At 72.6% G+C, this 15,103-nt stretch carries 13 protein-coding genes; 7 read left to right on the top strand and 6 right to left on the bottom strand.

All coding sequences use genetic code 11. From position 1 onward, the window contains the following. Window positions 1–153 precede the first annotated feature (153 nt). Entirely contained in the window at window positions 154–801 is a 648-nt protein-coding gene (locus E2E34_RS20600) for an HAD family hydrolase (protein WP_425573418.1), read from the top strand. Here E2E34_RS20600 and E2E34_RS20595 read toward each other — a convergent pair. Then, window positions 771–1,025: a hypothetical protein gene (locus E2E34_RS20595; RefSeq protein WP_138903396.1), complete on the bottom strand. Its 255-nt coding sequence runs from the start codon at window positions 1,023–1,025 to the stop codon at window positions 771–773. The two genes, E2E34_RS20600 and E2E34_RS20595, sit on opposite strands and share 31 nt — an antisense overlap. Window positions 1,026–1,215: 190 nt before the next feature. On the opposite strand from E2E34_RS20595, the gene E2E34_RS37030 reads away from it, so the two are divergent. Further along, on the top strand, window positions 1,216–1,599 hold the full coding sequence (locus E2E34_RS37030; protein WP_028811088.1) for a cold-shock protein: 384 nt from the start codon (window positions 1,216–1,218) through the stop codon (window positions 1,597–1,599). Window positions 1,600–1,606: 7 nt separating this feature from the next. On the opposite strand, the gene E2E34_RS20585 is transcribed toward E2E34_RS37030, so the two are convergent. The 4 genes from E2E34_RS20585 to E2E34_RS20570 are packed head-to-tail and all read right to left on the bottom strand — an operon-like array spanning window position 1,607 to window position 5,092. After that, window positions 1,607–2,455: a 1,4-dihydroxy-6-naphtoate synthase gene (locus E2E34_RS20585; RefSeq protein ID WP_138903395.1), complete on the bottom strand. Its 849-nt coding sequence runs from the start codon at window positions 2,453–2,455 to the stop codon at window positions 1,607–1,609. Continuing rightward, window positions 2,445–3,107: a futalosine hydrolase gene (locus E2E34_RS20580; protein WP_138903394.1), complete on the bottom strand. Its 663-nt coding sequence runs from the start codon at window positions 3,105–3,107 to the stop codon at window positions 2,445–2,447. The genes E2E34_RS20585 and E2E34_RS20580 overlap by 11 nt, the downstream gene beginning before the upstream one ends. Window positions 3,108–3,109: 2 nt before the next feature. Continuing rightward, window positions 3,110–3,604 (bottom strand): DUF2771 domain-containing protein, encoded by a 495-nt coding sequence (locus tag E2E34_RS20575; protein WP_138903393.1) that lies wholly within the window; start codon window positions 3,602–3,604, stop codon window positions 3,110–3,112. A gap of 27 nt (window positions 3,605–3,631) precedes the next feature. Next, entirely contained in the window at window positions 3,632–5,092 is a 1,461-nt protein-coding gene (locus E2E34_RS20570; RefSeq protein WP_138903392.1) for an MFS transporter, read from the bottom strand. Between the two features lie 430 nt (window positions 5,093–5,522). Between E2E34_RS20570 and E2E34_RS20565 the strand changes: the two genes are divergently transcribed. The 5 genes from E2E34_RS20565 (at window position 5,523) to E2E34_RS20545 (ending at window position 12,618) form a co-directional block, all read left to right on the top strand. Continuing rightward, window positions 5,523–6,446, top strand: coding sequence for a DUF3027 domain-containing protein (locus E2E34_RS20565; RefSeq protein ID WP_138903391.1), 924 nt, complete (start codon window positions 5,523–5,525; stop codon window positions 6,444–6,446). 222 nt (window positions 6,447–6,668) lie between these two features. Then, entirely contained in the window at window positions 6,669–9,809 is a 3,141-nt protein-coding gene (locus E2E34_RS20560; protein WP_138903390.1) for a sacsin N-terminal ATP-binding-like domain-containing protein, read from the top strand. Between the two features lie 107 nt (window positions 9,810–9,916). Further along, entirely contained in the window at window positions 9,917–10,750 is an 834-nt protein-coding gene (locus E2E34_RS20555; protein ID WP_138903389.1) for a DUF5707 domain-containing protein, read from the top strand. Between the two features lie 194 nt (window positions 10,751–10,944). Continuing rightward, entirely contained in the window at window positions 10,945–11,688 is a 744-nt protein-coding gene (locus tag E2E34_RS20550) for a calcium-binding protein (protein WP_138903388.1), read from the top strand. 96 nt (window positions 11,689–11,784) lie between these two features. Next, entirely contained in the window at window positions 11,785–12,618 is an 834-nt protein-coding gene (locus E2E34_RS20545; protein ID WP_138903387.1) for a calcium-binding protein, read from the top strand. 25 nt (window positions 12,619–12,643) lie between these two features. Here E2E34_RS20545 and E2E34_RS20540 read toward each other — a convergent pair whose 3' ends face one another. Further along, window positions 12,644–15,034 (bottom strand): cation-translocating P-type ATPase, encoded by a 2,391-nt coding sequence (locus tag E2E34_RS20540; protein ID WP_138903386.1) that lies wholly within the window; start codon window positions 15,032–15,034, stop codon window positions 12,644–12,646. Window positions 15,035–15,103: the final 69 nt, after the last annotated feature.

The following is a 15,103-nucleotide window of genomic DNA, read 5'->3' as shown; positions in this document are numbered from 1 at the left end:
GGTGTCGAACGTTCGGGCAGTGCTGTGGTGTGTGTGGGGTGGTTGCGTTCGACACCCTGCGGGGAGCGCCCCGGCGCGTCCCCTCCCGCCACTTCGGGTTCGGGGCGCGGGGCATCGCTGGTGCCGGGTGGGGCCGAAGGCCCTGCGGGCACAATGGGCCGTATGCCTTCGCACTCCGAGACGCTGACGGTCGGCTTCGACCTCGACATGACGCTCATCGACTCCCGGCCCGGGATCAAGGCGGCCTACGAGGCGCTCTCCGCCGAGACCGGCGCGTACATCGACGCGGACCTGGCCGTCACCCGGCTCGGGCCCCCGCTGGAGCAGGAACTGGCGTACTGGTTCCCCGCGGACCGCATCGAGGAGATGGGCGACCGCTACCGCGCGCTCTACCCGACGTACGCGATCACGCCAACTCCCGCGATGCCCGGCGCCCGCGAGGCGGTCGCGGCGGTACGGGCGGCGGGCGGGCGGGCGATCGTCGTCACGGCCAAGCACGAGCCGAACGCCAAGCTGCACCTCGCGCACCTCGGCATCGAGCCGGACGCGGTCATCGGCTGGCTGTGGGCGGAGGCCAAGGCGGAGGCGCTGCGCGAGTACGACGCGTCGGTGTACGTCGGCGACCACCTCGGCGACGTACGCGGAGCCCGCGCGGCGAACGCCCTGTCCGTGGCCGTGCCGACAGGCCCCTGCGACGCCGCTGAGCTGCGGGAAGCCGGCGCGGACGTCGTCCTGGACGACCTCACCGCCTTCCCGGCCTGGCTGGCGTCCTACCGCGAGGCGGCCGCGCCGCGCGCCTGACGGCGCTGTGCGGCGATCGACCTGAGCACGCCGGCGGCGGCGATCACGAAGCCCGCGCCCATCAGCATGCACACCGCGTAGGCGACCGGAGGGAAGGGCTCCGTGCCGAGGAAGAGCGGGGCCACGGTGACCAGAGTGGCCAGTGCTCCGACGAAGAAGACGATCGCGCCGGCACGTACCAGCCGGTCACCTGCGCCGGCCTCGGCCGATTGGGTTTCAGTCATCACCGGGCCAGGGTAGTTCCCTGCCCGGAGGAACCGCCCGGCGACGTCTTGTCACCGGGCCCTGGACCATTAGCCTTGGTGGTGGCGGGTCCAACGACCCGCTGTAGTGCTATCCAGAGCCGTTTTCCCCGGCCGAACGCATGAGCGGGACATGCCGGGGATCCGACGAGTACGAGGACGAGGACAGACGGTGCCTACCGGCAAGGTCAAGTGGTTCAACAGTGAGAAGGGCTTCGGCTTCCTCTCCCGCGACGACGGCGGCGACGTCTTCGTTCACTCGTCGGTGCTCCCTGCCGGAGTCGACGCCCTGAAGCCCGGCCAGCGCGTCGAATTCGGCGTCGTGGCCGGCCAGCGCGGCGACCAGGCGCTCTCCGTGACGATCCTCGACCCGACCCCGTCCGTCGCCGCCGCGCAGCGCCGCAAGCCCGACGAACTGGCGTCCATCGTGCAGGACCTGACGACGCTCCTGGAGAACATCACCCCGGCCCTGGAGCGCGGCCGCTACCCCGACAAGGCGGCGGGCGCGAAGATCGCCGGCCTGCTGCGCGCGGTGGCCGACCAGCTGGACGTGTGAGCGCCGGCTAGACGAAGTCCAGCGCGCGGCTGCCGAGGGGCGGAACCAGCCCCTCGGCGGCGGCGCGTGTGAGCAGCCCCCGCACCGCCGCGTAGCCGCTCTCGCCGAGGTCGGCGGTGAACTCGTTCACGTACAGCCCGATGTGCTGGTCCGCCACCGCCGGGTCCATCTCCTGGGCGTGCTCCAGCACGTACGGCCGCGACACCAGCGGGTCGTCCCAGGCCATCCGCACCGAGGTCCGGGCCGCGTCCGCGAGCTGCCGCAGCCGCTCCGCGCCCAGCGAGCGCTTGGCGATGATCGCGCCCAGCGGGATCGGCAGGCCCGTGGTGTCCTCCCAGTGCTCGCCCATGTCGGCGAGGGAGTGCAGCCCGTAGTCCTGGTACGTGAAGCGCGCCTCGTGGATGACGAGCCCCGCGTCGACCTTCCCGTCGCGCACCGCCGGCATGATCTCGTGGAACGGCATGACGACGATCTCGCCGACCCCCGCCGGTACGACGTCCGCCGCCCACAGCCGGAACAGCAGGTACGCCGTCGAGCGCTCGCCGGGCACGGCCACCCGCTTCCCGGTGAGGTCCACCCCCGCCTCGCGCGTGAGCACCAGCGGCCCGCAGCCCCGCCCGAGGGCGCCGCCGCACGGCAGCAGCGCGTACTCCTCCAGAACCCACGGCAGTACGGCGTACGAGACCTTGAGGACGTCGAACTCGCCGCGCTCGGCCATCCCGTTGGTGAGGTCAATGTCCGCGAACGTCACGTCGAGCGCGGGCGCCCCCGGCACCCGGCCGTGCGCCCAGGCGTCGAAGACGAAGGTGTCGTTGGGGCAGGGCGAGTATGCGATCTTCAGCGTCTCAGTGGTCATTTCCGTCCCAGCCTCTCAGTACGGGCACGAGCTTCCCGAACGCCCCGGTGAGCGCCTCCAGCGCCTCCCCGATGCGCCAGGCCGCCCGGTCGCGCGGTCCGACGGCGTTCGACACCGCACGGATCTCCAGCACCGGCACCCCGTGCCGGGCGGCGGCCTCGGCGACGCCGAACCCCTCCATCGCCTCGGCGGCGGCGTACACGTGCCGGGCGCGCAGCTCGGCGGCGCGGGCGGCGGAGCCGGTCACGGTGGAGACGGTCAGCACGGTGCCGGCCACCGCGCCGGTCGCGTCGGCCACGGCCCGTACGAGAGCGGCGGGCGGCACGTGCTCCACGGTGCCGAAGCCGAGGGCGGTCACCGGGAGGTAGCCGTCCGGGGTCTCGGCGCCCAGATCGGCGGCGACGATCGCGTCCGCCACGACGAGCGAGGCGAGCGGGGCGACCTGGGCGAAGCCGCCGCCGATACCGGTGGAGATCACCAGCCCGTACGGGCGTGTCGCGGACGCGAGCGCCAGCGCGGTGGCCGTCCCGGCGGCCGCGGCGGCGGGTCCGACCCCGGCGGCGACGACGTCGACGTCCCGCACATCGGGCCCGAACGCGCGCGTGACCGCGTCCCGCTCTGCGGGAACCGCGGTCACGACCAGGACACGCATCGTCAGGAGGTCTTCTCCAGCTTGAAGTGCCAGATGCCGGTGAGCTTCTTGCCCTTGGTCTCGACGACGCTGACCTGCGCCTCGTCGGGGCTCGGCGCGCCCGGCTGCTGTTGCTGCTGCTGGGCGAAGAAGGCGCTGCCCGGGATGGTCCGGTACGTCTTCTTGAACGGCTCCTGCTCGGCCTGCTGGCCGTTGATGAACAGCGTCCAGCCCTTGTCCGCGATCTCGGGGTCGACGCCGAAGCGGACCTTGTCGTCCATGGAGACCTTGACGGTCTTCTCGGCCTTCTTGTTCAGGCAGCCCTGGAGCAGGGATTCCTTGATCGCGGCGCCGTCGTTGTAGCACGAGGCCTCGGTGTGCACCGAGTCCGTGCCGACCGTCACGGTCGCGAGCGGCGTCGGCTTGTCGCAGGCGGACAGGACGAGGAGTCCGGCCGACACGGCACCGATCACGGTGGCGGTGCGGCGGGCCTTACCAGAGAGGAGCGCAACGGTCATGGGGCGAAGGCTATCGCCCGCTCCACCTCACGCCACGCGGGGGTGCGGCGTGCCGCGCCGGGCCGCCCCCAGCAGACCCCGTACTGACAGGGCCGCGCCCGTCGCGAGAAGTCCCGCGGCGACCCCCATGCCGAGCGTGCCGTTCAGCGGCAGGGCGATCCCGATCGCGCCGCCCACCACCCAGGCCATCTGGAGCAGCGTCTCCGACCGCGCGAACGCCGACGTCCGTACCTCCTCGGGCACGTCCCGCTGGATCAGCGCGTCCAGCGACAGCTTGGCCAGGGCCTGGCACAGTCCGGCCGTCGCGCCCAGCACCGCCACCATCAGTCCGCCGAAGAACACCGCGGCGGTGACGGCCACGCCGAGCGTCAGCAGCAGCACCGTCGCGATGATCATCTCGGGTCCGCGCGACTTGAGCAGCGCCCCGATGGCCGTACCGCAGGCGTTGCCCACACCGGCCGAGACGCCGACGACCGCGAGCGACACGGCGGCGCTCTGCCCGGAGAGCGGGTGCTCGCGGATCAGGAACGCCAGGAAGAAGATCAGGAAGCCGGAGAGGGCGCGGTGCGCGGCGTTGGCCTGGAGGCCGTGCAGTACGGACGGGCCGACGGTCCGCAGGCCGGGGCGGCGCGGCGCCGCCCTTCCCTCCGCCCGTCCGCGCCCGCGCCACCGCCCGCGTCCACTTTCGCGGTCGCGGTCGCGGTCGGTGCCGGTCCCGGTTCCGTGCCCGCCGTGCCCGAGGCCGTGGCCGTGCTCCAGCAGCATGGCCTTCCGCTCGCCCTTCGCGGAGTCCACCTTGTGCGGCATGGACAGGGCCAGCGCCGTACCGGCGACGAACAGCGTGAACGCCCCGTACAGCGGCCAGGCGGGGCCGAGCTGCTGGAGCCCCACCCCGATGGGCGCGGCGACGCCCGTCGCGAGCAGCCCGGCCAGGGTCACCCGCGAATTGGCCTTCACGAGGGAGAAGCGCGGTGGCAGGAGACGCGGGACGACGGCGCTCCGTACGACGCCGTACGCCTTCGAGGACACCAGTACGCCGAGTGCCGCCGGATAGAGCTCCAGACCGCCCGTGGCCACCGCGCCCGACATCGCGAGCGCGAGCACCGCGCGGGCCAGCATCGCGCCGGCCATCGCGGCCCGGCGGCCGTGCGGGATCCGGTCCAGGAGGGGACCGATCACCGGGGCGAGGAGGGTGAAGGGCGCCATGGTGACGGCGAGGTACAGGGCCACCCGGCCGCGTGCCTCGTCGGTGGGGACGGAGAAGAAGACGGTCGACGCGAGCGCGACCGTGACCATGACGTCGCCCGCACCGTTCACGGCATGCAGCTCGATCAGCTTGCCCAGGCCCGACTCGCCCGCGCCGTGCGCGTGCGTGGCGCGGCGAATTCCCTTCGCCGTACCGGTGAAGGGCAGGTGGAGGGCGCGGCCGACCGCCCGGCCCCTCCTGCTGAGTGGACCGGATGTGTCGGACGACTGTGCGGCAGCCACCCCGCCATAGTGCCCCAACCCTCCCCGGGTCGAACGTGAAACATGGCGGGCGGCGCAGGCGAACCACCACTCCGGGCATTTGCGGACGCATCGCCGTTCCGTGCCCGGGCCGTGGCGTGTTTGTGCGTCGTCTTCGCCGGATCTCTCCGTCCTTCCCGCCGCAAAGACGGGCGTGCAGGTGGGCCGGGGGCGGTGAAGGGGGTAGCGTGCGTAGCGCGCCACCGGCGGTTGTCCTCGGCCGCGCGCCTCTCCGTCATCCCGCAGAATGGGTGGTGGAAAGTGCGCCCGAGACCGAGACGGGTCGGGCGAGGCGCGGACGTCGACGCGGCCCTTCGGTCCGCTCCGCCCGCAGCTCGCACCTCGTATCTCGTACCTCGTACGGGCATCCGTTGGCGCACCCGTGAGACGGCGTAGGAGAGAAGCGAGACCTGTGAGTGCTGCGACGACGCGAAGCCGAACCCCTGACCGCCTGTGCGCCGAGGCGGTAGACCTTGCCCGGGCGGCGGCCGAGGAGGCCGCCTTCCCCGGGGTGGTCGGCGAGCATGTCTCCCTCTTCGCCGAGGGTGACCGGGTCGTCACCCACCTCTTCGAATGCAAGGAACCCGGTTACCGGGGCTGGCGCTGGGCGGTGACGGTCACCCGCGCCTCGCGGGCGAAGCTCGTCACCCTCGACGAGACGGTGCTCCTGCCGGGCCCCGACTCGCTGCTCGCGCCGGAGTGGGTGCCGTGGAGCGAGCGGCTGCGGCCGGGGGACATGGGCCCCGGCGACCTGCTGCCCACCGAGGCGGAGGATTTGCGTCTGGAGCCGGGGTACTCCGGCGAGGACGGGCCGCCGCCGGACTCGGCGGTCTCGCAGGAGATGGCGGAGCTCGTCGAGGCGGAGGACGCGGAGGTCACGGGCGGAGCGCCGGCGACGCTGCCGCTGGTTCCCTCGCGCGGGTCGATCGCGGCGGTCGCCGAAGAACTGGGCATGCGGCGGGCGCGGGTCCTGTCCCGGTACGGGCTGCACATCGCGGCGGACCGCTGGGACGAGGCGTACGGCGCGAAGACCCCGATGGCGCAGGCGGCGCCCGCGACGTGTGTGTCGTGCGCCTTCCTGGTGCCGCTGGCAGGGTCGTTGCGGCAGGCGTTCGGTGTCTGCGCGAACGAGTACGCGCCGGCGGACGGGCGGGTCGTCTCGCTCGCCTACGGCTGCGGGGGGCACTCGGAGGCGGCAGTCATGCCGAAGCCGATGCGGCCCGCGCCGCCGGTGCTCGACTCGATGGCCACGGACGCGTTCCCGCTGCGCCCGGACCCCGAGGGCGGCTCGGTCCCGGCCACTCCGGACCCCACCGAGGACCTGGGCCACTCCTGACCCCGGGCCCCGGCCCGTCGTCCGCCGGGCACCGGCGGGGGCCTCGGCACGCGCGGGTGGGGCAAGCCACGCGCGCGGCCGTCCGCCGCCGTACCCCCGTCCGCACCGCACCGACGGGCAGGTGGCCGACGGCGGGCCTTCGGCGCGGGATACTTGCGCCCCGTAGACACGGGTAGGCGTCCAGCAACAGCCACCCGCACCCCAGGACGAGCGGAGACCAGCGTGAGCGTCAGGGCCACCGACGAGGCCGACCCCTTCGGCACGGCGCGCCTGCGGCGTGGGGTGCTCGACGCCTGGAGCGCGAGTCCCGCCCGCTTCCGCGAGGACGCCAACGCCGAGGAGGACCTCGCCCTCGGCGGCTACCGCGACCGCCTCGTGGTCGAGCTGGCCCAGAACGCCGCCGACGCCGCCGCCCGCGCCGGCGTGACCGGCCGCCTGCGCCTCACCCTGCACGCCGCCACCGCCGACTCCCCCGCGATCCTCGCCGCCGCCAACACCGGCGCCCCCCTCGACGCCGCCGGTGCCGAATCGCTCAGTACGCTGCGCGCCTCCGCCAAGCGGGAGTACGCCGAGGGTCCCGGCGGCGCCGTCGGCCGCTTCGGCGTCGGGTTCGCCGCCGTCCTCGCCGTCAGCGACGAGCCGGCCGTCCTCGGCCGGCACGGCGGCGTCCGCTGGTCCCTGGCCGAGGCCAGGGAACTGGCCGTGGACGCCGCCCAGACCGCCCCCGGGCTCGGCGAGGAGCTGCGGCGCCGCGACGGCCACGTACCGCTGCTGCGCCTGCCGCTGCCCGCCGAGGGCTCGGCCCCCGCCGGTTACGACACCGTCGTGGTCCTCCCGCTGCGCGACGGCGGCGCCGTCGACCTCGCCCAGCACCTCCTCGCGGCCATCGACGACGCGCTGCTGCTGTCGCTTCCCGGCCTGGCCGAGGTCGTCGTCGAGACCCCGGACGGCACCACCCGAACGCTCACGCGCGCCGAACAGGACGCGTACGTGCACATCGACGACAGCGCGCGCGGCACCACCCGCACCACCCGCTGGCGCACCGTCACCCGCTCCGGCGCCCTGGCCCCCGCCCTGCTCGCCGACCGGCCCGTCGAAGAGCGGCTGCGCCCCCACTGGGCCGTCACCTGGGCCGTTCCGGTGGACAGCGAGGGCGCTCCGCAGCGGCCCGGAACCGCGCCCGTCGTGCACGCCCCGACCCCGACCGACGAACCGCTCGGCGTACCGGCGCTTCTCATCGCGTCGCTGCCGCTGGACACGACCCGCCGCCACCCCGCGCCGGGCCCGCTCACCGACTTCCTGGTGGAGCGCGCGGCCGACGCGTACGCCGAACTGCTCGGTGACTGGGAGCCGGTGTCCACCGGCACGGTCGACCTCGTCCCGGGCCCGCTCGGCAAGGGCGAGCTGGACGGCGCCCTGCGCGCCGCCGTCATCGGGCGGCTGCCCCGCGTCGCGTTCCTCGCGCCGGCCGCCCCGTCCGAGGAACTGACCGCGCTGCGCCCGTTCGAGGCGGAAGTCGTCGAGGGCGCGGGCGCCGACACCGTACGGGTCATGGCCGACGTCCTGCCGACCCTGCTGCCCGCCGGTCTCGAACGCCGGGCCGAGCTGCGCACCCTGGGCGTCGGCCGGCTGCCGCTGGGCGACGCCATCGAGCGCCTCGCGGGCGTCGAGCGCGAACCGTCGTGGTGGCGGCGGCTGTACGAGTCGCTGGCCGGCATCGACCCGGACCGTCTGTCCGGGCTGCCGGTGCCCCTGGCCGGCGGCCGCACCGTCATCGGCCCGCGCCAGGTCCTGCTCCCGCTGCCCGGCGCCGACTCCGAGACCGCCGCTCCCGCGCAACTCGGGCGCCTCGGCCTGAAGGTCGCGCACCCCGACGCCGCCCACCCCCTGCTCGAAAAGCTCGGCGCGCTGCCCGCGACGCCCCGCGCCGTCCTGACCACCCCGCAGGTGCGGGCCGCCGTCGCCGCCTCCCTCGACGAGGGCGGCCAGATCTGGGACGAGGACGCCCCGGACGCCGAGGAGCTCGCGGAGACCGTCCTGGCCCTCGTACGGGACGCCGACCTCTCGCCCGGCGACGAGCCGTGGCTCGGCGCGCTGGCGCTGCCCGACGAGGACGGCGAACTGTCGCCCGCCGGTGAACTCGTGCTGCCGGGAAGCCCGTTCGCACAGATCATGCGCGAGGACGAACTGGCCCTGTGCGACGGCGAACTGGCCGCCCGCTGGGGCGAGCAGCCGCTGACCGCCTGCGGCGTCCTGGCGACCTTCGCGCTCGTGCGCACCACCGACATCGTGCTCGACCCGGACGAGTTCGAGCCGCGCGACGGCGACTACGCCGAACCGGACGACGCGGGGCTGCTCGACGCCGTGGACGTGTGGTGCGAGGACATCCTCGACCAGCTGCCGGATACCTCCGTGCCGCCGGTCGCCACCGAGATCGTCGCCGTACGGGACCTGGACCTGGTGGACGACGACAAGTGGCCGCAGGCTCTCGCGCTGCTCGCCCAGCCGCCTTTGCGGGACGCCCTGACCCAGCCGGTGCGGGTGCTGCTGCCGGACGGGACGACGCAGTCCGTACGCCCGTACACCGCGTGGTGGCTGCGCGACCACCCGGTGCTCGACGGGCGCCGCCCGGCCGGCCTGCGGTCCGCGGGCGGCGACCCGCTCCTCGACGGGCTCTACACCCCGGCGGACGCCACCGGCTTCGACGACGAGCAGGTGCTGCGGGCCCTCGGCGTACGGACCTCCGTGACGGCGCTGCTGGACGAGCCCGGCGGCGCGGCCGAACTCCTCGGCCGCCTCGCGGACCCGGACCGCACCGTGACCGCGCGCCAACTCCACGCCCTGTACGGCGCCCTGGCCGACCTCGACCCCGAACAGGTGACGCTGCCGGACGAGCTGCGCGCGGTCGTCGACGGCGCACTGCGGGTGGTCGACGCGGCGGACGCGGTCGTCGCGGACGCCCCCGACCTGCTGCCGCTCACCTCGGGGCTGGCCCTGCTGCCGGTGGCGCCGTCCCGTGCCGCCGACCTGGCCGAGCTCCTCCAGGTGCGCCGCCTCAGCGAGTCGGCACAGGCCGAGGTGACGTCGGAGGGCGTGGAGCGGGAGGTGCCGGAAGCGGTACGGGTCCTGCTCGGCGCCGGCACCCCGCGGACGTATATCGAACATGACGAACTGCTCGCGGGCGGGGCCGAACTGGATTGGCGCCGTACCCCGGACGGAGTCGTCCACGCCGCCACACTGGAGGGCGTCGCGGCGGGTCTTGCCTGGTCAGCCGGTCAGTGGCCGCGCCGCTTCGAGGTGGCGGCGCTGATCGAGGACGCGTCACGGACGGAAGAACTTGAGCGCGACCGCTGGTTCGACTGATTTCTTGTTTACGAACTCTGTGCGAGTTCCCTACACTTCGTTCGACACTCAAAGATCCCGCCGGGGGGAAACGCGGCGGGGTCGCATACCTGTGGGGACTCACATACATGCGCATTCGTGCCACTGTGGCCGCCGTTTCCGGCGCCCTGGCCCTGTCCGCCTTCGCTGTCCCGGTCGCTCAGGCCGAGGACGCCCCCAAGGCGGGCGCTCTGTCGGCCTTCGCCGGACAGGCCCCCGCTGACGACATCCTCGTCGGCGACACCAAGATCACCAACGTCGTCGTCAACGGCGGCAAGGACATCGTCCTGGGCACCACGAACCCCAAGACGATCACCGTCTCCGTGACGGCGACCGACCCGTCCGGCATCCAGGACGCGTACGTCGCGCTCTGGCACGGCGCGTCCGCCGACGACGTCGACGGCTACGTCATCCCGAACGAGGAAGCGGCCACCTGCACCGCGACCAACGCCACGACCGCGACGTGCAAGCTCACGATCACGATCGACCCCCAGCTCGACCTGTACATGAACTCCCTCGCCGGCACCTGGAAGGTCGAGGCCGCCGCGCAGGGCAAGGACGAGGACTTCGTCTGGCACGACGCGTACAAGACGCACCGCGTCCAGCGCTTCTCCAAGCTGACGGTCAACGCCTCGCCGGAGCCGGTCGTCAAGGGCAAGACCATCACGGTCACGGGCAAGCTGTCCCGCGCCAACTGGGAGACCTACACCTACGCGGGCTACACCGCCCAGCCGGTGAAGCTCCAGTTCCGCAAGGCCGGCACCAGCACGTACACCACCGTCAAGACGGTGACGTCCAGCAGCACCGGCACCCTGAAGGCGACCGTCACGGCGGCCTCCGACGGTTACTTCCGCTACTCGTTCGCGGGTACGTCGACCACCCCCGCGGTCTCCGCGGCCGGTGACTACGTCGACGTGCGCTGAGTACACGCACACACCACCGGGCACTGAGCGGCCCGGGCACCTGATCCACTGACCGTCGCCCCGGAGCCGCACCGGTTCCGGGGCGGCGGTGGCATCGCGGTACCCAGCACCACATCGCAGCGCTTCGCTCGACATCTCACGCTCCCGGCCGGGGGGAAAACGCGGCGGGAATCGTGACAACCATGGGGAAATACATGCGCCTTCGTGCCACTGTGGCCGCCGTTTCCGGTGCCCTGGCCCTGTCCGCCCTCGCCGTCCCGGCCGCCCAGGCGGACGGCGGCCACGGCGACACCGCCCTCACCGAGGTGGTCGTCAACGGCGGCAAGAACGTCGTGGTCGGCACCACCGAGGTCAGGACGTTCACCGTGGCGGTCACCGCCGCGGACGACTCCGGCATCATCGGAGCCGATCTCACGCTGAACGGCCCGGGTTTCGGCTCGCTGGAGCCCACCGACGTCGACTGCCTCGACAACACCTGCACCGGCACCTTCTCGGTCGACCCCCGTGTCGACCTGGCGTACTCCAACGAGAGGGCCGGCACCTGGTACGTCGACGCCTGGGTGGACGCGGCGGACGGCGACTACGTCTGGAGGCAGAAGTCGGCCTCCTTCAAGCTCCAGCGCCAGTCCACCGTGTCCGTCAACGCCGCGCCCGAGCCCGTCGTGAAGGGCAAGACCATCACGGTCACGGGCAAGCTGGCCCGCGCCAACTGGGAGACCTACACGTACGCCGGCTACACCAGCCAGCCCGTGAAGCTCCAGTTCCGCAAGGCCGGCACCACCACGTACACCACCGTCAGGACGGTGACCTCCAACGGCACCGGCCAGCTGAAGGCGACCGCCACGGCGGCCTCCGACGGTTACTGGCGCTACGCCTTCGCCGGTACGACGACCACCCCCGCGGCCACCGCGGCCGGTGACTACGTCGACGTGCGCTAGGCGCCGCCCGCTCCACCCGCACCACCACATCGCGGGCCCCGCCGGGGGGAAAACGCGGCGGGGCACGTATCGACTATCAAAATGGGGACAACACACATGCGTATCCGTGCCACTGTGGCCGCCGTTTCGGGCGCCCTGGTCCTGTCCGCCCTCGCCGTGCCGGCCGCCCAGGCCGACCACGCCCCGCGCCCGACCGGCCTGGCAGCGGCCCTCGCCGCCGCGCCGGACGTGAAGGCGGCGGAAGGCGACACCAAGATCACCAAGGCGGTCGTCAACGGCGGCAAGAGCCTGGCCGTCGGCACCACCGCGGTGAAGACCGTCACCGCCGAGGTCACCGCGACCGACCCCGAGGGCATCTACGAGATCCACGCCGCCCTGTGGAACGGCGCGGGCAGCGACTTCGAGAACGCCAAGGGCTTCATCGGCGCCAACAGCCAGACGGGTACCTGCACCGAGGTCGACGCGACCACCACCAAGTGCAAGTACACCTTCGAGGTCGACCCGCTGCTCCTGGCGAACGACATCGCCGGCACCTGGAAGCTCTGGTCCGTGGGCATCGGCGCCGACGGCGACTCCGTCACCAACGCCACCGCCGCCACCTTCAAGATCCTGCGCGCCGGCAAGCTGACGACGGACGCCTCCCCGGAGCCGGTCCGCAAGGGCAAGACCGTCACCGTCAAGGGCAAGCTGTCGCGCGCCAACTGGGACACGCTGAACTACGCCGGCTACTCGGGCCAGAAGGTCAAGCTCCAGTTCCGCAAGAAGACCAGCACGACGTACACCACCGTCAAGACGGTGACGTCGAACAGCACCGGCAACCTGTCGGCCACCACCACGGCCACGGTCGACGGCTACTTCCGCTACACGTTCGAGGGCTCGTCCACCACCGCGGCGGTCACCGCGGCCGGCGACTACATCGACGTGCGCTGACCACCGGAGTAGGCAACACCTCCCGCTAGGCGGGAAAGCGGCGGCCGACCCAGCGCCACACCAGCTCCAGGGCGGCCGCCGCCACCGCCGAGACCCCCACCGCCAGCCACGGCATCGTCGTGCCGACCAGGCGCAGCGCGAAGAACTCCTGGAGCCACGGCACCAGCAGCACGAGGACGAAGCCGAGGCTCATCGCGGCCACCAGACCGACCCGCCACCAGGTGTACGGGCGGGCGATGATCGCCAGCACCCAGATCGACACCAGGAAGAGCGTCAGCGTCGCCACGCTCGTCTCGGCGGACAGGGCGTCGGGCCCGGAGTAGTGGGTGCGGGCGAGCAGATACGTACAGAAGGTCGCGGACGCGGCGATGATGCCGCCGGGGATCGAGTACCGCATCACCCGGCGGACGAAGTGCGGCTGGGCCCGCTCCTTGTTCGGCGCCAGCGCCAGGAAGAACGCCGGGACGCCGATGGTGAGCGTCGACAGCAGCGTCAGGTGGCGGGGCAGGAACGGGTACTCGACCTGGGAACAGACCACCAGGATGGCCAGCAGCACCGAGTAGACCGTCTTCGTCAGGAAGAGCGTCGCGACCCGGGTGATGTTGCCGATGACCCGACGCCCCTCCGCGACCACCGACGGCAGCGTCGCGAAGCTGTTGTTCAGCAGCACGATCTGCGCGACCGCGCGCGTCGCCTCCGAGCCGGAGCCCATCGCGACCCCGATGTCGGCGTCCTTGAGCGCCAGTACGTCGTTGACGCCGTCGCCCGTCATCGCGACCGTGTGCCCCTTCGACTGGAGCGCGGCCACCATCTCTCGCTTCTGCCGCGGGGTGACCCGGCCGAAGACCGCGTTCTCGTCCAGCGCCTGTGCCATCCGGGGCCGCTCGGCGGGCAGCGTACGGGCGTCGACGGCGTTCGCCGCGCCCGGCATGTCGAGCTTGCCCGCCACCGCGCCCACCGACACCGCGTTGTCCCCGGAGATGACCTTCGTGGCGACGTCCTGGTCGGCGAAGTACCTCAGGGTGTCGGCGGCGTCGGGGCGCAACCGCTGCTCCAGGACGACCAGGGCGGTCGCGCGCGAGCCGTCCGTGGCCCCGGGGTCGTCGAGCGCCCCGGTGACGCGGGTCAGCAGCAGCACCCGCAGGCCCCGCTGGTTGAGCAGGTCGATCTCGTCGAGGTACGGGTCCCCCTGAGGCAGCAGCACGTCGGGGGCGCCGAGCAGCCACGAGCTGCTGCCGCCGTCGCCGTGGGTGAAGCTCGCTCCGCTGTACTTGCGGGCCGACGAGAAGGGCAGGGCCTCGGTACAGCGCCAGGAGTCGGTGTCCGGGTAGGCGTTCCTGATCGCCAGGAGGCTGGCGTTCGGGCGGGGATCGGACTGGCCCAGGGCACCGAGCACGGTGCGCACGTACGCCTCGTCGGAGCCGGAACCGTCCAGTGTCCGGACCTCGGTGACGTCCATGCCGCCCTCGGTGAGCGTGCCCGTCTTGTCGAGGCAGACCACGTCGACGCGTGCGAGACCCTCGATCGCGGGCAGCTCCTGCACGAGGCACTGCTTGCGGCCGAGCCTGATCACACCGACCGCGAAGGCGACCGAGGTGAGCAGCACCAGACCCTCGGGGATCATCGGGACGATGCCGCCGACCGTGCGCGCGATCGAGTTCCTGAGCTCGTTCTCCTTGACGACCAGCTGGCTGACGACGAGGCCGATCGAGGTCGGGATCATCAGCCACGTCACGAACTTGAGGATCTGGTTGATGCCGTTGCGCAGCTCCGAGTGGACGAGCGTGAAGCGGGAGGCCTCCTCCGCGAGCTGGGTGGCGTACGCCTCCCGGCCCACCTTGGTGGCGGTGAAGGCGCCGCCACCCGCGACGACGAAGCTGCCGGACATCACCTGGTCGCCGGGCTGCTTGAGGACCGGGTCGGCCTCGCCGGTCAGCAGGGACTCGTCGACCTCCAGGCCGTCCGCCTCGACGACCTCGCCGTCGACGACGGCCTTGTCCCCGGGCCCGAGCTCCACCAGGTCGCCGAGGACGATCTCGGCGGTGGTCACCTCGGCGGACACCCCGTCACGACGGACCTTGGGTCTCGCCTCGCCGATGACGGCGAGGCTGTCGAGGGTCTTCTTGGCGCGCAGTTCCTGGATGATGCCGATCGCGGTGTTGGCGACGATCACGAAGCCGAAGAGGCTGTCCTGGATCGGCGCGACGAAGAGCATGATCACCCACAGCACGCCGATGATCGCGTTGAAGCGGGTGAAGACGTTGGACCGGACGATCTCGACGGCCGAGCGCGAACTGCGCACCGGTACGTCGTTGACCTCGCCCCGGGCGACCCGTTCGGCCACCTGGGCCGTGGTGAGCCCGGTGGGCCGTCCCGCTACGGTCCCGTCCGCGTCGATCTCTGCCCGCTGCGTCATGGTTTCGACGGTACGACCGGATGTGCCGATCGACCCGTCGAGTGGCGGAACATCGGACCGGGGGATGAC

Source organism: Streptomyces albidochromogenes (assembly GCF_005981925.1).
GTDB classification, from domain to species: domain Bacteria; phylum Actinomycetota; class Actinomycetes; order Streptomycetales; family Streptomycetaceae; genus Streptomyces; species Streptomyces albidochromogenes.
The sequence above is the reverse complement of the archived record's forward strand: the minus strand, read 5'-3'. Positions and strand labels throughout refer to the sequence as shown.